Raw genomic sequence first — 18,885 nt, forward strand, 5'->3', positions numbered from 1 at the left:
GTTATTGTTTTGGTCTTAACAGTGGAAACATTACGCACTCACGAATCGGTTTATCCATTAAAAATGAAAACAATCTTTCACTCACGCCAAAACCGGAAGTGGGTGGCATGCCATATTCTAAGGCATCAATAAAATCTTGATCATGCCTTTGCGCTTCCTCATCACCGGCCGCGCGCAGTTTGGCTTGATTGGCAAAACGTTCGGCCTGATCAATTGGATCATTCAACTCAGTATAACCGTTGCCCAGTTCACTACCGGCAATAATTACTTGATAGCGTTCGACTAATTCAGGATTGTCGGTTTTTCTTTTAGCTAAGGGTGAGACAGCTACAGGATGATTCACTAAAAACACGGGTCCGGCTATTTGTTTACGACAATGTTTCCATAATAGATCCATCAGTCTCCCTTTCCCCATCTCACCAGCTATTTTAATATTAAGTTCAGTACACTTTTTTTTAAGATCCGTGGCTGAACTGGTTAATATATTAATATTAAGTTGATCTTGAATGGCCGTGACATAATCTAATCTCGGCCACGGTTGATCGAAATCAACTTTAAAACCTTTGATGTCGAATTGTAATTTACCGAAAGTAGCTTGAATAACATGTTTGTAGAGTCGTTCTACTAAGTGCATGGTATTTTCATAATTAGCATAAGCCCAATAAAATTCCATTTGGGTGTAATCTTGTAAATGTTCCGGGCTAATGCCTTCATTGCGAAATTGTCGACCAATTTCAAAGGTTTTTTCAAAGCCCGCCACCATGAGACGTTTTTGCCATAATTCCCCCATCGAGATACGCAAATACAGATCAATGTCTAAAGCATTATGGTGCGTTGTGAACGGTTTAGCGTCGGCTCCACCGGGCGTGGTTTCCAGCACGGGTGTTTCTACTTCCAGGAAATTTTCCGTTTGTAAAAACTCGCGCAGGCTCCGCCAGAACATGGCTTTCTTTTGAAACATATCACGCAACTCCGGACGCAGCTGCATATCCACATAACGCCGCCGGTAACGTTGTTCTTCATCTTGTAAACCAAACCATTCATCCGGTAATGGCTGGATGGCTTTGCTTAACATGATAATCTTTTCAACCAGAATAGATTGTTGGCCCTTATGTGTCACAAAAGGTTTGCCGCTTACCTCGACAATATCACTGACATCAAATAAATTTAGCTCGCTGTAATCTGGTTGTTTTAGTTCGGTTTTAGATAAGGCAATTTGAATTCTGCCTGACGCATCTTCCAGTTGAGCAAAAGTTAATTTGCCGTGTTCCCGCCATTGCCTTATTCTACCAGTTATTATTACAGTAACATCCGATAAACTAGCAAAGTCAGTTAGGACTTGAGCCACCGTATGGGTACGATGACTAACCGACGGAAACACCTGACCCAACTTTTCCAAGTAGGCTTTGGCTTTATCTATCCGAACAGACCGTTCTTCCATTAGGACACTTTCGTTAGCGTGTAGATGATATTACCTTTCGGTACAGCCACCGTCACTTTATCTCCGACTTTATGACCTAAAAATGCTTTCCCCATGGGCGATTCATTAGAAATCTTTCCATTGGCTGGGTCGGCCTCATTTGAGCCTACCACATCATATTTCAATTCTTTGCCAGCTGGATTAGTGACAGTAATACTTGAACCAATCACCACTGTTTTCGAACCTTTCGCTTTGGTAATCAGTTTGGCATTACGGATGGCTTCTTCCAACTCTAATATCTTAGTTTCAACCAAGACTTGTTCTTCTTTAGCATCACTATACTCCGCATTTTCTGATAAATCACCCAGCTCTTTAGCACTGGCAATTCGGCTGGAAATATCCTTACGTTTGGTCGTTTTAAAGTACTCCAAATCACTCTTTAATTTCTCTAAACCTTCTGGTGTTACAAATGTTTCTTTATTTGTCATGCCGAGTATTGTACTGTGGCTAGTATTGAGTGTCAATACCATATTTACTCAACACCGCTTTGGCTACTGGCACGGCGGCTTCGGTGCTTTCGCCACCTTCCTCAACCAACACGGTTAAGACTAATTTTGGATTTTCGTATGGTAAAAAAGTGGTATACCAGGAATGGGTTTTGTCTGTGCCACCCATTTGGGCGGTACCGGTTTTACCGGCCGACGTCATTGGCAAGCTGCTCATGGTTCGGGCGCTACCGCCGGTAACCGCTTGACGCATACCGGCGCGTACTACAGCTAAATATTGATCATCGACAAACTGCTGCCGCCGAATAATGGGCTCAACTGTTTGTGTGGTGACACCGGCTTGATCGGTGATATGGTCGACCAATTGTGGCTGATACAAGGTGCCACCATTAGCCACGACTGATGTGTACATAGCTACTTGTAGGGGTGTGACTAATAAATCACCTTGGCCAATTGAGACATGGTAAGTATCTCCTAAATACCACGGCTCACCTTTTGCCTCTTCTTTCCATTCCCGGGTTGGTACAAAACCATCAGCTTCACCGGGTAAAGGAATGCCGCTTTCTTCGCCCAAGCCAAATTCTTTAGCATAAGCGGCGATACGATCAATGCCCAATCCACCGGTAATTTCACGAGTGTCTTTATCATAGGTGCCACCGCCAGCAATATAAAAATAGGTATTCACTGACTCAGCTAAAGCTTTATAGATATTTGTAATACCATGCCCGCCGGCTTTCCAATCTGGAAATAAACTATCAACCATGATACCGCCGACACTATTCACGGTGGTGGCCGGTGTTACTACTCCTTCTTGTAAAGCAGCTGATGCTACAATCAGTTTAAAAGTTGAACCAGATGGATACTCTCCGGAAATGACGCGATTAAACAAAGGTTTACGGGAATCGTTTATTAAATCAGCGTAGGTGTTAGCCGTGATGCCTTTAATAAATAGATTCGGATCATAGCTGGGATAGCTGACTAAAGCCCGAATGGCGCCAGTGTTAGGATCAAGGGCTACGGCTGAGGCACCTGGCAAGCCTTTACTATCTACCATATTTTTTAGTTCATCGTACAATAATTGTTGTAGATTTGTATCGATGGTTAATACTAAATTTTCTCCGGGAATAGCTGGTTCTTCAGCAATATCATTCATGGCTTGACCGGCGGCGGTAGTTTCTTTAGTAATGGTACCTTTTTTACCATGCAAGACAGCTTCATAGGTAGATTCCAAACCAGTCTTCCCAATTTGATCGGATAATTCATAGTCATCAGCTAAACCATCAGCCAGATCAGCGTTACTAATTCTGCCAATATAACCCAAAATGTGTGCATATAAATCTGGTTGAGTATAATGCCGGGCGGTTTGCGCCTCAACATATACACTGGTTGAATCATGAAACTGTGCCATGAGCGCTATGGCTTTATCATGAGCAACGAATTCTTGAACGATGTGTGGTTGTGTATTATTTTTGTTGGTATTTTTTTCCAGCACGACAAAATTTGGTTCATTCTTCACTAAGGGCAGACCGGTCACATCATAAATCAAACCACGCGCCGCCGGAATGGTAATTATTTGACTACGATTAGCATCGGCTTGCGCACGATAATCAGACCCGTGTAGCACTTGTAACCAAACTAATCTACCAAGTAATACAATACACAAGCCGACCATGACTGTGCCTAACCAACTGACGCGACTACCTGGTAAAGCACTGGCAATATAGCTCGTGGGCACGCTCGGATCGATGGGAGCTTTATCCACCACATGAGCCCGATAATAGGTTCCTAATTTTGTATCACGAATTGACCCATCCCGAATGGAATTAAACAAGTCTTTCATAACGTGATGGAATAATCCAAACAATCAAGGCAGTTAGACTACTAGTTACTAGCCAAGCCACCGGCCAATGCCACCATGTAATATTGGTTACAGTTGATAAAGTCAGCTGCCAGAGCCAGGGCAAAATGCTCACTGCCACACTGGCACAAAACGTTGTGACAAAAACAGACAAAGCTGAAGCTTGTTTTACCCAGGTAGTATGTATTAACTGAATAATGATAGTGATGGATAAAAGCATTATCATCCACATACCAAATGGAGTTGGTGCATAAATATCAATTACCAGACCTAACACGACTGCCACATAACCGATCCGAGACCAAGGCAAAACATGTGTCAACACAGCTATCACAACCCAACTTGGAAAGAAACAAAATGCCAGCGCTGGCCAAGCCCAACTGCTTAGTTCCGCCAAAACCGTTACACCTAGCAGAGTGACTAAAGCCACCCACCGCACTATGGTCATAAATTTTTTGGAATGACAACCGAGACAATCGCATTATTGCCGTAACGCACCATCGATGTGACTGTGGCGGACTTGAACAATTCACTGCTGGCATCAACAACTTGTTCAACGGTACCAATAATTAAACCGGCCGGAATATATTGATCTTGCCCATTGGTGACAATCATGTCTCCAGCCTGCAAGGGGTAGTCTTTTAAAATATATTGTAACAACAGACTAGTACCGAATTGGCCAACGACTAACCCACTGGTAGCATCTTCCGCCTGCGTTTTGGCTTGAATAGCACTATCATCATTAGTAATTAGACGAACCTCACTGTAGGATTCATGTACCGCTGTAATCACACCCAACATCAAACCTGGCCCATATATAATTGGATAACCCACCTGAACATTGTCAGCATTACCAATGTTGATATACAGCCATTGTCCGACCGTACTATCACCCACCCTGGTTAATACTTTAGCCGGCTGTAAGGTATAATCGCGCTCTTGGGCAAACGCTAACTCAGCGCTGTATTCTTCATATTGTTTTTGCTGTTGTTGCAAATCGTGATTTTGTTGCACTAAACTAGCCAGTTGATCTTTCATGGTTCGGTTTTCTGCTAAGAGTGTGCTATCGGTTGTACTGTATAAAGGGCTGTAAGAATCAATCGCCGCATAGGTTAAACTCATGGTGGGTTGTACGATTAAACTTAACCAGTGCTCGATTGGACGCAACCAACCCGCATAATAAACCACCACGGCTACACCGATCACGGCGAGCAGAGCTAACCATTGCCGCGCCTGATCTTGAATAAATTTCATGTCTGACTAGTGAAGATGATGGTTTGTTTCATCGCCTCAAGATCTTCTAGTACTAATCCGGTACCACGCGCCACAGCTGTTAATGGATCATCCACCACGTGCACGGGAATTTTTGTTTCGGCAGCGATACGATCATCCAGCCGTTTTAATAGTGCCCCGCCACCGGTTAACATGATACCGCGATCATAAATATCTGCGACCAACTCGGGTGGAGTTGTTTCAATGGTATTACGAATACTCTCAATGATATTACTAATGGCTCGTTCCAAGGCAGCGCGCACATGCCGACTGGTTAAAGTTAATTCACGTGGTAAACCGGTGATCAAATCACGGCCGCGCACTGGCATGTCTAATTCCTCATCTAATGGCAGGGCTGAACCCAATTGTATTTTTGCCTGTTCGGCTGTCCGCTCACCAATTAATAAATTAAATTCATCACGCACAAAATTAACAATATCTTGGGTAAGATCATCTCCGGCCGTGCGTAAAGAACGCCAATTCACCACGCCACCTAACGCAATCACCGCCATTTCTGTAGTACCGCCACCAATATCTACAATCATCGTACCAATCGATTCCCCCACCGGTAGACGTGCGCCGATAGCTGCCGCCATTGGTTCTTCAATTAAAATTACTTCCTTGGCACCGGCATTACGCGCCGCATCTTCCACTGCTTTACGTTCCACTTCAGTCACACCGAGTGGTATCGCTATCACCACGCGCGGGCGCGGTAAAATAGAAAATGATTCGCGATGGACTTTATCAATAAAATGTTTCAACATTTTTTCCGTGACTTCGAAATCAGACACAACTCCTTTTACTAAGGGACGAGTCGCAATAATATGAGCTGGTGTTTTTCCGACCATCGCTTTAGCGTCTTGACCAACGGCTAGAATTTGATCGGTTTGTGTGTTTACAGCCACAACAGATGGCTCATTGATAATGATGCCACGATCGCGCACATACACTAAAGTGTTGGCCGTACCGAGGTCAATGCCAATATCTTTGGATACGCTACTAAAGAGATTTTTGAAATTCATGATAGTTATTTATGTACTGTTCAGGGGTGACTAATTGTGTGGCTTCAGCTTGCCGTTGTTTCCATTCCAATTTCCCGGATGTTTTTTGACCAATAATTAATCGATCCGGCAAACCGAGCAAATCAGCATCAGCTAATTTATTCCCCACTGAAGTAATACGGTCGTCATAGAGTACCGAAATTTGCGCTTTTTGTAAAGCCGCATAGATCGTATTAGCCTGAGTACTATCTTTATTCAAGTTGATTAAGTGCGCCTGATATGGTGCCACACTCACTGGCCAAATAATACCTTTGTCATCATGATAGATTTCAACAATTGTGCCCAATAACCGCGTTAAGCCGATACCGTAACAGCCCATCACCACTGGCTGTTTCTGGCCGGTCTCGGCGGTAAACTCGAGCTTAAATGGTTCAGAAAACTTCGTCATTAACTTAAAGATGTTACCCACCTCAATAGATTTTTTGGTATCAAATTGATCGTTGTCACAACTTGGACAAGTAGGAGTTTCTGACTTTATTTCTTTATTGATAGCCAAATGACATTGGGTGCAGATAAAAATAATATCTTCCCCTGCCTCAGTCACAGTTTGAAATTCGTGCGAATATTTTGCAAACGCCCCACCCGAGGCAAATGTCAAATAAGTAGTGTCGGCTAAACCCATCCGCTTAAAAATATTTTTGTAGGCTTGAGTGACTGCATCATAATATTTATCCAAATCTGACACTGAGCTATGAAAAGAATACATGTCTTTCATCAAAAACTCTCGTCCGCGCAGAATGCCAGATTTAGGACGCAATTCTTTTCTAAATTTATGTTGAAACTGATACACCGCACACGGTAAATCTTTATAAGATTGCACATATTGTTTTACTAGCGGCACAACAATTTCTTCATGAGTGGGACCTAGAGTATATTCATGACCAGCTTCATCTTGTAATTTATAGAGAATGTCATGCATCGTATCCCACCGTCCGGTTTTTTGCCAATTCGCTTTCGGTTGCAAAGCCGGCATAGAAACTTCTTGCCCACCAACTAGGTTCATTTCCTCTCGAATAATACCAGCAATACGATTAACCACTAAATTTCCCAAGGGCAATAATGTATAAACCCCGGCCATTAGTTTACTGATATAACCAGCGCGCAACAATAATTGTGCGTTAATACTAGTTTCCTCTTGATTGATCGATTTACTGGTTTTGGTAAACAACTGAGATTGACGCATAAATTTATCGCACTAGCCCCACGACATCTTTGATCGTAACGGCCATAATGAATAATAAGAAAATAACAAACCCAATATTATGCACAATAATTTGCCATTTAGTTGGCACCGGTCGCCGAATAATGGCTTCCACGACTACAAAAATAAGTTTTCCGCCATCCAGTGGTGGAAACGGTAATAAATTGAAGATGGCTAAATTGATTGACAGCATCCCAGCTAATTGTAAGAGATAAATGAAACCGAGTTGGGTCGCTTGATAGGTAATGCGCGCAATACCAACCGGTCCTGATACACTGCTCGAGACATCAACACCATGGAAAGCCCCAAGAATTAATCCACCCAGGGCTTGTAAGATTGCCACGGCGAATTTGTTGGTATAACGCGTCGCCTCAATGATAGCTCTATACCAGGGTAGGCGGACCGTACCAGATTCAACGAAATATGCCCCAATCCCTGCCGAGCCATCGGCTAACTGAATAGTGCTTGTATTCAATTCAAGGATTGTCTGGTCACGTTTAATGGCTAGTTTAATCGGTGAATTTGGTAATACCGTTTTGAGTATGTCCTTGACTGCCACCACCGAACTGACTGTTTTACCATCTACAGCCACAACACTGTCAGAAATTTTTAACCCAGCTTGAGCGGCGGGAGTATCAGCCGAAATGTCTGCCACTAAGATGGTCGGATTCGATACAGTGGCACCGGGTGGTAACTGATCAATATTTGATGGCATACCGATCATATAGCCAACTGCAAATAAGCCAATGGTCAAAAGGTAATTCATGACAATACCAGCAATTAAAATCGCAAAGCGTCGCCACAAACTCTTAGCCATAAAATCATCTGATTGCTGATGATGTGGCTCATCATTCTCTTCAATCACACCTTTAATTTTGACGAAACCACCTAAGGGAATAGCATTAACGGAATATAAAGTTTTACCAAATTTTTTTCCAAACAAGCGCGGTGGAAAGCCGAACCCAAACTCATCTACTTGTACTCCATTTAACCTGGCCACAATAAAGTGGCCAAATTCATGGACTAATACCAACAGACCAAGGATGCAGATAAAACTAACCACTGACAATATCATCATAATGTCATGACATCAGCCGCTTTCTTATCAGCTAACGTAGTTACCTCCTTATTATATTGATCGACTAATTTTTGAATGTTTTTTTGTTCAGCAAAAGCTTGATCTTCAGACATGGCTTTATCGACTTTCTTAGTTTTAATGTCATTCATACATTCTTCACGCAGTAATTTAATATGAACTTTAGCCGCTTCGGCTCGATCTGACACTAATTTCACAATTTCTTTACGTTTTTCTTCAGTTAAAGGTGGAAAAGGCAAACGAACGACGGCGCCATCGACAGTTGGATTATAATCACGTCCACACATCCGTAACGCCCGCTCGACATCTTTGAGAATACTTTTATCCCAGGGTTGAATCACTAACTGCGTCGCTCCTTGACTGGTAATAGTGGATAATTGTGATAGCGCTGTTTTTGTGCCGTAGGCTTCGACCAGAACATCATCCAACACGGCTGGCGTCACTCGCCCAACTTGTAATCCAAGTAATTCTTTTTGAAAATGGGCAATGATATTAGCAAATTTTTCTGTCATATAAATTTATTATTTAGGTTGCTTAAGCAAGCCACTTTGTTCTTCAACTTTAAACATCCCAGCATACATGACATTAGGCGTTTGGGGATCAATTAAATAGCGATAAATTTTTCGCACGGACGGAAAATTCTCAATCACTTTCCAGGTGACACCCGCATCAACCGATTTATGCACAACATTATTTAATGTGAAAAATATTTCATTGGAATTACCTGGTGTTGTCCAGACATTTCTAATGTCATCATTTTGTTTATCATCAGCACCAATTAACGTTACAATGTCACTCCATGTCGTACCATTATCGGTACCGCGCATAATGCCGCGCCGGGTGACAATAAATACAATGGTCGAATCATTACTATCCAACGCCATATCATCGACTTTATCGGCTCCCGGAAATTGTTGTTTAAAATCTTTATCTAATAACAACGTCCAACCAGAATTAATGGTGTCGGCTGTTTCATCCGGAATTGGTTCCCCACCATTGTCAGTTTTATAAACATAACCATCAGTGTTTAACACATAAATAATTCTGGTATCATGTTTGGCGATAAATATCCGTTTAATCCCATCCCCTTTTTGCATACGTAAATCCCAATTAACTCCGTAATCAACACTCTTTAAGAGAGTCCCGGCTGACGTACCAGCATAAACCCGATTATGTTCATAGTTATCCACCACTACTGTAGTAATAGATGCACCTTGCACATCACTATAAACTGTTTCCCAGCTCACACCTTGGTCAGATGATTTTAATACTTTAGTATCTTGTGCGACATAAACATTGTTTGGATCAACCGGGTCAACTGCAATCGCATTAATCGTGCCCGTATTAACCTGTTGTGATTGAATCCAACTCTCGCCACCAGTTAAGGTAATATATAATCCCTGCCCGGCTGTACCGATATAAATAATATTTGGATCAGTTGGGTGGAAGGTCATCGCCAGAATATTTAGATCACTAATAGTAACGGCGGTTTTACCATTCATTTTTACAAAATTCACTTGTTCCCAATTTTCTCCTGAATCAAGCGAGCGAAACACACCGCCGTCAACGCGTTGATTACAACTAGCACCTAACAATAATACTGGTAGAAGAAAAAGGGCGAGTTGTTTCATAAGATGGGATTAATATTCAAAAGTAAGTTAGTATAAATAAATTTGGCTTGCACCGCCTGAGCTGACTGTCGTCTAGCCTGAGCCACCAGGGTTAAACCGTGCAGGGCTGCTGCCGTCGGCAAGGCTTGATACAGGACAAGTTCAATTTGATCCAACACTTCAGATAATTGATCAGCTTTGATGATATCACCAAGGCGCTCAGCACTGGGACGTTGTAATAACACGCGATAACGTTCCAAGCTCGGCTGCAGTTTTTTGAGCTGTTTCACCTTGCCTGGCAACCCTTGCGCCAATGGCAGCATATTAGCCTGAGCGGGAAAGGCCGCTATCATAGCCGCATCACTGACGCGCTCAAACCAGAGCACCTGGCAGCGTGATTGCACTGTACTAGGGATATTGTCTAGGGCGGTCACTAACAAATATATCGTCACACGACTACGTGGCTCTTCGAGCACCTTTAGTAGGGCGTTCCAAACTTGGTAGCTTAGCTCCTGTGCTTGATTGATAACGATAGCCCGCTGCCCTGACCACAAACTTGTTTCCATAGTCGTGGCTATCATGGCTCGAGCTGTTGTCAGATCAAAATCGGCTCCGGAAAACCAAGCTACATTGGCCTCAGCTAAATTGGCAAGATGCTGGCTCAGAAAAGTGGTTTTACCGATATGTTCTGGTCCAACCCATAATTGAGCTGGCGGGACTATACCACTTTTTTGCAGATTTTGCAAATACTGTTGGATCATTTTGTTTCCAACTAACTCGATCTTCTTAGGCATGATTCTAGTCTACTTGGGATAACAAAACTTGCCAAGTTTGTTCAGCGCAACGTTCCCAAGAAAACTGCTTAACTTGAGTTAAACTTTTCTGACGAGCCACACTCTGATCAGCTTGCAAACAAGTTAAAATGGTTTGAGCCATATGGTGAGGATCGGTCTGGTTAAAAAACCAACACGCCTCACCGCCCACTTCCCGCAAGGCTCCAATATCTGAACAAGCTACTTTTGTTCCCACGGCTAGCGCTTCAAGCACCGGGATACCAAAGCCCTCATAGTGTGACGGAAAAATAAAGGCACTCGCTTGGCGCATGAGATCGGGTAAAGCACTAGCTTCGGTATAACCCAAGAATTTAACATCCCGCTCTAGTTTTTGATCTTTCACCAACTGGGTTATTTGTTCATAACCAAAACCAGGTTGCCCAGCTAACCAGAGTTGCTCGGGAATGTGTCTAGTGTGTTTTAATTCAGCAAAAGCTAAAATTAAATTATTGATGTTTTTCTTTAACTCAATACGGCCAACAAAAAACAGATACGATTGTGTCATGGTTACTTTATTCGGTGTCTCATAGTATGATGTTCGATCATAACCATTGTGCACTACGGCTATTTTATGATCAGACACTGTATAACAATTTTGTAATTCATGTTTAGTGAATTCAGAAATAGTGATTATTTTTTTGGCATGACGCACTGCAAAGCGCATGGAGTAACGGTGATAATCCAACTCAGTCGTGCCATATTTACCGAGTGTTAAAATTTTTATTAACCAGTGTAAAATTTTTCCACCAATATAAGTATTGGCATACAAGGCGGCATTGCGTTCAAACCCTAAATCATGGGCGACATAGACAGTGTTTCTGACATGAATTAATGGAATGGTATGAGCCGGAATGAAGAGCACATCCGGCCTAAGCCATGGTACCAGCATGGTGAGAGATAAACGTAATTGCGTCCATAATAATTTGGGTGGCCAGCGCAATATTCGTATTTCCCAATCGGCTGGTAAATCTTTCAGATCAGCTACTAATGGTTCTTTGAGATACAACACAATGTGGTGTTGAGTTGGATCGTAAATGCGGGCAAAGTTTTTTAATAAATAATAACAATACCACTCTGTACCAGTGCGCTGTCGAACATTCGCCCGAGAGGCATCGATACCGATCGTAATCATCGGGTCGACAAAATAGATCGTTTGTAGGATTCCAAATTTTCTAGAGCAATACCCGTACCTTTCACCACATTTTGTAACGGATCATCCGCTAAATAAGCCGGTACATTGATCGCGCGCGCCAATAATTCATCCAAATTTCGCAGCATCCCGGAACCACCCGATACAACCATGCCTTTATCAATTACATCAGCCGACAACTCGGGCGGCGTGTCTTGCAAAACAGATTTTACAGCTTGCACAATACCCTGCAGTTCATCCTGAATGGCTTCAGTGATATCATCTGATGTAACTGTAGCCGTGCGCGGTAAACCGGTGACCATGTCACGCCCACGCACATCCATCGATAATCGATCGGTCATCGGTAAAGCCGAACCAATTTTGATTTTTAATTCTTCTGCACTCCGTTCCCCAATGGCTAAATTAAACTGTTTGCGCACATACTCTTGAATAGCCGCATCAAACTTGGTGCCGCCAATGCGCACAGATGTATTGGCCACAATTCCGCCCAAGGAAATAACCGCAATTTCACTAGTGCCACCACCAATCTCAATAATCATATGCCCCGAGGCTGAACCAATCGGAATCCCCGCACCAATCGCTGACGCCACCGGTTGCTTGATAATAAAAGCCGCTTTCGCTCCGGCTTGTAACGTAGCATCAATTACCGCCCGACGTTCTGTGGAAGTAATACCAGCCGGTACCGCGATCATCACTTCCGGACTAATAAACCGGACACCACCTAATGCCTTATTAATAAAATAACGCAACATACTTTCCGTAGTTTTATAATCCGCAATCACCCCTTCTTTTAGTGGACGTTTGGCCACGATGGTATCCGGTGTACGGCCTAACATTTCACGCGCTTCACTGCCCACAGCTAACACCTTGCCGTCATGTTGACTAACGGCCACAACGGACGGTTCATTTATAGCAATACCGCGCTTAGGTACGTAAACCAATGTGTTTACAGTCCCAAGGTCGATTCCAATTTTTTTAACAAACATAAGGTTTACTTATAGTCGACTGTCATGACCACATCACGCCATAAAGGCATTGTCAAATGCACCTTAGTATTATCAATTGTAACGGTTTCGTCAAGAGCCTGAGCGGCTAAGACTTTTCGCCCGGCATCAATGTTCATAGTGGCTGTGACATTGTTTGTCCCTGGCTGTTTTTGCCAGGTTAACTGATATGTACCAGCCATAATTTGCTCACCAATGCGCTCGGGCAACCGATAACTCAACTTGATGGTATCCTCAGTTTTAGGCTCAACCGAAATGAACCCGCCAAACACAGTTTTATGCACAGCCTCATCTTCACTACTAGTGGCTGCTACGGGGTCTCCACCTAAATAGCGATCGTTTGTTAAAAATCCTTCACTACTAAGTAACTCACTACCAATCGGCGCATAGATTCTGGTATAACTGCGATAGCGTGTGGTGAAATCATCAAACACACCATCGTTTTTATAGTGCATAACGATATCCGCCTGCCAGTGATCACCGACTTTGGTGACAGTATAATCAATTGTCTTAGTCATGACTCGATCGGTTTTTTTGGCGGCCAAATTGGCATCGATCACCATTAAATAATCGTTATCTGTTACCGTGACAGAACCATCCCACCCAATCTGATGCATTAAATTCTGCACGGCAGCATCATTGGAATACACCAAGAGATGTTTTTCTTCAAAGTTAGTAATGGCTAGATCACCCAATTTACCCCAATCAGACTGCGGCAAATTCATCACGCGATTCATAATCTCAGCGGCTAGCTTACCAATGACGGCTTTACGCGCTGCGTCGGACACCCCTTCCTTATAATAGGCAATTTCCACTTGATATTGTAGTTTTTCAGTGAGATTATCAGCATTATATTCATCACCATCAATCACAATCGGGCCGGTAATCACAAGTAAATCATGAATCACTTCCGGCGTTACGGCAATCACACCATCGATGTGGGTGGTGGATTGTGATTCACGAGTATAAAAATCTTCGGCGCGGGCGGCTGAGGTAGGAAAATCAGGATCCCAATTAGAATCGCGCAGATACCAACGTGAGGCATCGAGATATTTTTGTAATGGTTCCGGTGGAGTTTCCGACCAAGTATATTTTACTTTGTTATCAATATTATAAATATTATCGGTTTTAAATTCTTCAATGTTACCGCTTTTCAATTGCAAAATACCGTAGGTGCCAATAAAACCCCCGGTTGGTCTTAATTCGGTATTGTTTTGTAAAAGAAACAGATAAGTTTTACTGTCTGGATAACCAGCAATGGTTGGTGCCACTGTTAAAAATGGTAAACCCTTATTAACCGCTGCCTCAATATTAGGCAGATTGGTTTTAATAGTACTGACAATGATAGCTAATGGTCCAATCACGCCTTTATCCGGCAAGTCTTGCAGGGCGGTGACAGAGGCTTGTAAATCAGACTGAGCCGCCGTTAATGTATCTGGCGATTCACTAATAGTTTTTAAAAAGGCCTCGCGCTCCGCTTTACCAATTTTATTAGCGGTCGTACTTTTGTCACCCACTAATTTATCGACTTCTTGAATGATTTTCACGAGTGGTTTACCGGCTTGTATGCCCTTATCACTGGCCAACAAAAGCTGATCCACTACCTGAAATTGTGTATGCACATACGGCAACCATTTGATGGGCCATAAGCCATCTGATGCCGCCCGGGCTAAAGTAATATGTTCCGACGCTTGATTTAAATTGTCATTTATTGCCGTATATTTCTTATCGGCAATATTCTGTTGTATCTTAGTAGCATCATTTTTCAGCGCCATACCAGCCTGGTATAAGCGCCGGGCTTGATAAGTTGAATACCCTCCGACTATCAGTAGAATCACAATGACGACAAATAAACCTATATATAAAGGTTTACGATTGCGACGCCGTTTTGGTCCAATCACTTTAGCTGGTGTATCAACCGAACGAATCTCAGGAATTTTTTCCATAACCTTGTTTAGCAAGTTTTAAATAGGTTAACCAATCTTTAATATGAATGCGTGTTGTGTAATTTAGCAAACTCCCAAACCCACCCCAGAATGAATGTTGGGCTGATTCGCGTCGATGATAATGCACAATAGACACGTCGGGATAGTATATCACTTTATAGCCATGTGCACGAATGCGATCGCATAATTCAAAATCAGCAAAATAAAGGAAAAAATCTTCCTGTAATGCACCTACTGTATCTAAAACAGATTTACGCGCGACTAACACGGCACCTAATAACCAATCCACTTCCCGCACCGACTGGTGATCAAAATCTACCATTAAATGATTGGCTAAATCTTGTTTGGCAAAAGCTAATTTACCTAACGGTGTGCGCCGATAAAGCGGAGTTAGTTTTGAATATGGCCGAAAACAAGATGATTGAATCGAACCGTCGCCGTTAGTTAATTTTGGTCCTAACAAAGCAATATCGGGATGATCATCTAAATACTGACACAGTTTAGATAAATCAGCCGGGTTTAAAAATATCACATCACTATTCATGATCACGATATAGTCTCCTTTAGCTTCCTTAATACCAAGATTATTGCCTTTGGCATGACCGGTATTAGTCGGGCTAGCAATTAGTTTAATCTTAGGATAATATTTTTGCATCATCGCCACACTGCCGTCACCGGAGGCGTTATCAACCACGATAATCTCAGACGGCACAGTTAAGTTTAAACTAAGCAAATTTTTCACCGCCAAACGTAATAAATGTTTGGTTTTATAGTTTAAAATAATGAAAGATAATTTTATGTCGGTCATAAAGCTAACTGTCTTTTTTTAATCATTTTAGGAAGCAGTCGAAACATGGTTGGAAACATGCGTAAAGTGGACCATTCGAAAATCAAGACATAGCCGAGTTTAACACATTCGTACGGTAACAACCAGGGCAGGCGTTTTAACCAATCAAATAATGACAGATTCTTAAATAACAGCCAAATATGGTTACGGTAGGACATAGCCCGAATTAAAGCCGATTTTTGGCCACGTCCAGCCAAAGTAGTCTGTTGAATGGAGCGGGCATGATAGATGACGGCCGTTGGTTCATACCACACCGTATAACCGGTGCGATGTAAACGCCAGCTTAAATCAACATCCTCTTTATAGGCGACAAAATCACTGTCAAAACATTCACTTGTGATAGCCGACCGACGCAATAACATACCGGCTCCGGTAATACCAAAAACTTCCTCAGCTGAATCATATTGACCCGTATCGGCCACTTGCTCTCCCCGATTAACCGCTCGCCCACTTCTTTTTAAAATCAGACCAGCACTATCAAAAATTTTACTAGGTTGACCATCGATCAATTTCAACATTTTGCCTCCAACCATGGCACAGTGCGTGTCTTGCTGCATTCGCTCAACGAGACGTGTGATACTAGTGGGAGTTAAAATAATATCATCGTTACAGATATAAATATATTCTCCAGTGGCAACCTTAATGCCTTGATTATTGCCTTGCGCAAACCACACGTTAGTTTTATTGACAATTAATTGATCAACTGGACGAACGGTTTGATGTTGTAGCCAATCGACCGTACCGTCGGTTGAAGCATTATCAACTACGATTACTTCCACATCTGGATAAATTAATTTAGCTAACGATGCAAACAAGGCTGGCATGTGCCGCTGACTATTATAAGTAAGAATAATAATACTAACTCTGGCTTTGGTCATAAACAGTACTAATTGATAAAGCTAATGCTATCCAACCTAAGCCGAGCGGATGATTCAGATATGGTGTCAACATATGTACAAAAGCCAGAGCCACTACACCTAAACCGGCGGTTAGACTGTAAAGATTATTTTGAGAAAACAATCTGATAGATAAAGCAGTTATAATACTAACATATAGTAATACTCCTACCAAACCAAGTTTTAACCATAGATCAAGGTAACCCCACTCAAACGCAAAAGTGGTAAACCAACCAGATTGATTATTAGTCAAAGCGCGCGGATCTTTGGTTTGATAAGTCACCGTAGTGCCAAAACCCGAACCAAGCAAGGGATGTTGTAAAGCAGCTAGAGCCAAGGGTTTTAATAGAGCTAATCTTGAGCCACTAGCCGCTTCGGTTGTGACATCACTGGTACGATCAGACAATAAACTAGCGGCATCAACCCCTGAGCCACTACTAAACAGTGGCACGTTAATAATGGCCAAAATAAACATGTATCCAATAATTGCACTACTACCAACAATTAAGAGATAATATAATCGTTGCTTAAAAAATATTAAAAATATAATTATTATCAATCCGGTTGCTACCCAAAAACTTCTGGAATAACTGAGCACTAGTAAACTTACTGTTACAACCGATAACACATAGAAATATTTGGCACGGTGTTTTAATAATAGAGCGGTGCTCGTAAAAATAAACGCTAACAACACATAAATGTGGCTCTGAAAAAAAACTCTGGTGAAATGATTAGCTTGGACGGTGACTTCCGCTAAACGAAAATCACGCACCCAGCGATATAGTTCAGGTAGATAATACCCAAAGGCACCCGGGTGTGAATATAAAAATAATATGAACACTGATTGGATCGCCAAAACAGTCACACCGGCTAACAATACTGTGAAGAGATTTTTAATATCTTGTTCAGTTTTAACCGCTTGCACAAATGGTATCACCATGGCAATAAATAAATATCCATTCATGTCTAAAAATATTTTAGCCGGATCATTGTGATAGATTAAGGCTGTCAACACTGCGAGACCAAACACCCCAACTAACCCAACCCACCATTTCCAATAATTGGTTTTAAAAAACCGAATTTGTTTATCTCGAATAATCCATACAATCGTCGCTAACATAATAACCAAAAATATCCCTAAGCGTAACTGCCCAATTAAATGACCCTGCGAACCGATAACCAATTCGGCCAACACGCCAGCTATGCCATAGTGCAAGCGATATAAACTAGCCAGTAAGACGAGTAATAAAATTATACCCAAGACAATATTTTTCCAACTCGGGTAACTGTAAACCAACCAAGATAATCCCTCTACGGCTAGCAAAATTGCTAACCAACTAGCGTACCACTTGATTCGCATAAGCTAAAAACATACTAACCGGATGTAATGTAATAAACCACAGATAAGCCAACACCCCGTTATGCTTACGCATGTAGGTTTGTAAGCTATGGTTAAAAATGCGCTGCGCCGTAGGCCGAGCCAATTGTTTAAAACTTTGTCCTTTAGCATGAATACAGGTCAAACTTGGCTCATAGCGCACCACATAACCATCGAGTTGTAATTTACGTTGCAAATCAACTTCTTCAAACCAGGCGAAATAATCTTTATCAAAACCGCCATAGTGTTTAGCTAAAACCGTTGGCATAAACATAAAGGCGCCCATCACCTGGGGAACACAAGCCGGTTTGGTATAATCAAAATCAATCATGAGATATTTATCAACTAAATGCGGAAATAAATGATGTAACTTTAATTGAATCACAGTTTGATCAGATACCCTGGGCCAAGCGCGCACGGTTGGTTGAATTGAACCATCACGATTCAATAATTTCACTCCGACCATACCCAATTTGGCTTGACTAGTTTTAAATAGTTTTAGCAAATCTGGAAAAATATTACTAACCAACTCACAATCATCATTTAAAAAAAGCACATACTCCCCTTGCGCTTGAATGAGGGCTTGATTATTAGCCGCCCCAAACCCTTTATTATCTGGGTTGCGCAGCAAGTGAACCTGAGGAAAGTCTTGTGCCACCATGTCCGCTGAACCATCAGCGGAGTTATTATCAACCACAAAAATTTCATAGTTACAGTCGGTCGTATATTGCGCAATAGAGTGTAAACACGAGCGTAACTGTGCACGCACATTCCAGGACACAATGATGATAGAAATGTCAATCATGG

18 protein-coding genes are annotated in these 18,885 nt (G+C 42.1%); all 18 read right to left on the reverse strand.

Annotated elements, in window-relative coordinates; all coding sequences use genetic code 11:
- Window position 1: 1 nt before the first annotated feature.
- From lysS to WCV88_00305, 18 genes are read right to left on the reverse strand one after another with little or no spacing between them, the layout of a single operon-like run.
- Window positions 2-1,441 (reverse strand): lysine--tRNA ligase, encoded by a 1,440-nt coding sequence (gene lysS / locus WCV88_00220; GenBank protein MFA6474609.1) that lies wholly within the window; start codon window positions 1,439-1,441, stop codon window positions 2-4.
- Window positions 1,441-1,908, reverse strand: a complete 468-nt coding sequence (greA, locus tag WCV88_00225; protein ID MFA6474610.1) for a transcription elongation factor GreA — start codon at window positions 1,906-1,908, stop codon at window positions 1,441-1,443. Before greA ends, lysS begins: the two co-directional genes overlap by 1 nt.
- A gap of 19 nt (window positions 1,909-1,927) precedes the next feature.
- Complete coding sequence (mrdA, locus tag WCV88_00230; GenBank protein ID MFA6474611.1) at window positions 1,928-3,766, reverse strand: penicillin-binding protein 2; 1,839 nt, start codon at window positions 3,764-3,766, stop codon at window positions 1,928-1,930.
- A complete protein-coding gene (locus WCV88_00235; protein MFA6474612.1) occupies window positions 3,750-4,232 on the reverse strand; it encodes a hypothetical protein in 483 nt (160 codons plus the stop codon). Before WCV88_00235 ends, mrdA begins: the two co-directional genes overlap by 17 nt.
- Window positions 4,229-5,038 carry a rod shape-determining protein MreC gene (gene mreC, locus WCV88_00240; protein MFA6474613.1) on the reverse strand — a complete coding sequence of 270 codons (810 nt, stop codon included), beginning with the start codon at window positions 5,036-5,038 and terminating at the stop codon, window positions 4,229-4,231. Before mreC ends, WCV88_00235 begins: the two co-directional genes overlap by 4 nt.
- The gene (locus tag WCV88_00245) at window positions 5,035-6,078 is read right to left on the reverse strand and encodes a rod shape-determining protein (protein MFA6474614.1); all 1,044 of its coding nucleotides are present in this window, start codon (window positions 6,076-6,078) and stop codon (window positions 5,035-5,037) included. The genes mreC and WCV88_00245 overlap by 4 nt, the downstream gene beginning before the upstream one ends.
- Complete coding sequence (locus WCV88_00250; protein ID MFA6474615.1) at window positions 6,056-7,300, reverse strand: aminoacyl--tRNA ligase-related protein; 1,245 nt, start codon at window positions 7,298-7,300, stop codon at window positions 6,056-6,058. The genes WCV88_00245 and WCV88_00250 overlap by 23 nt, the downstream gene beginning before the upstream one ends.
- 4 nt (window positions 7,301-7,304) lie before the next feature.
- Window positions 7,305-8,396: a M50 family metallopeptidase gene (locus WCV88_00255; protein MFA6474616.1), complete on the reverse strand. Its 1,092-nt coding sequence runs from the start codon at window positions 8,394-8,396 to the stop codon at window positions 7,305-7,307.
- Entirely contained in the window at window positions 8,393-8,926 is a 534-nt protein-coding gene (gene frr / locus WCV88_00260; protein ID MFA6474617.1) for a ribosome recycling factor, read from the reverse strand. The genes WCV88_00255 and frr overlap by 4 nt, the downstream gene beginning before the upstream one ends.
- 9 nt (window positions 8,927-8,935) lie before the next feature.
- Window positions 8,936-10,045, reverse strand: coding sequence for a hypothetical protein (locus tag WCV88_00265; GenBank protein MFA6474618.1), 1,110 nt, complete (start codon window positions 10,043-10,045; stop codon window positions 8,936-8,938).
- Window positions 10,042-10,818, reverse strand: coding sequence for a hypothetical protein (locus WCV88_00270; protein ID MFA6474619.1), 777 nt, complete (start codon window positions 10,816-10,818; stop codon window positions 10,042-10,044). Before WCV88_00270 ends, WCV88_00265 begins: the two co-directional genes overlap by 4 nt.
- A gap of 4 nt (window positions 10,819-10,822) precedes the next feature.
- Window positions 10,823-11,989 carry a glycosyltransferase family 1 protein gene (locus tag WCV88_00275; protein MFA6474620.1) on the reverse strand — a complete coding sequence of 389 codons (1,167 nt, stop codon included), beginning with the start codon at window positions 11,987-11,989 and terminating at the stop codon, window positions 10,823-10,825.
- Window positions 11,986-12,993 carry a rod shape-determining protein gene (locus WCV88_00280; GenBank protein ID MFA6474621.1) on the reverse strand — a complete coding sequence of 336 codons (1,008 nt, stop codon included), beginning with the start codon at window positions 12,991-12,993 and terminating at the stop codon, window positions 11,986-11,988. The genes WCV88_00275 and WCV88_00280 overlap by 4 nt, the downstream gene beginning before the upstream one ends.
- 5 nt (window positions 12,994-12,998) lie before the next feature.
- Window positions 12,999-14,957 carry a DUF4012 domain-containing protein gene (locus WCV88_00285; protein MFA6474622.1) on the reverse strand — a complete coding sequence of 653 codons (1,959 nt, stop codon included), beginning with the start codon at window positions 14,955-14,957 and terminating at the stop codon, window positions 12,999-13,001.
- The gene (locus WCV88_00290; protein ID MFA6474623.1) at window positions 14,941-15,765 is read right to left on the reverse strand and encodes a glycosyltransferase family 2 protein; all 825 of its coding nucleotides are present in this window, start codon (window positions 15,763-15,765) and stop codon (window positions 14,941-14,943) included. The genes WCV88_00285 and WCV88_00290 overlap by 17 nt, the downstream gene beginning before the upstream one ends.
- Window positions 15,762-16,682 carry a glycosyltransferase family 2 protein gene (locus WCV88_00295; GenBank protein ID MFA6474624.1) on the reverse strand — a complete coding sequence of 307 codons (921 nt, stop codon included), beginning with the start codon at window positions 16,680-16,682 and terminating at the stop codon, window positions 15,762-15,764. Before WCV88_00295 ends, WCV88_00290 begins: the two co-directional genes overlap by 4 nt.
- On the reverse strand, window positions 16,663-18,060 hold the full coding sequence (locus WCV88_00300) for an O-antigen ligase family protein (GenBank protein MFA6474625.1): 1,398 nt from the start codon (window positions 18,058-18,060) through the stop codon (window positions 16,663-16,665). The genes WCV88_00295 and WCV88_00300 overlap by 20 nt, the downstream gene beginning before the upstream one ends.
- Window positions 18,038-18,883 (reverse strand): glycosyltransferase family 2 protein, encoded by an 846-nt coding sequence (locus WCV88_00305; protein ID MFA6474626.1) that lies wholly within the window; start codon window positions 18,881-18,883, stop codon window positions 18,038-18,040. Before WCV88_00305 ends, WCV88_00300 begins: the two co-directional genes overlap by 23 nt.
- Window positions 18,884-18,885 lie beyond the last annotated feature (2 nt).

The organism is Patescibacteria group bacterium (genome assembly GCA_041665365.1).
Taxonomy (GTDB): domain Bacteria; phylum Patescibacteriota; class Patescibacteriia; order UBA9570; family UBA9570; genus UBA9570.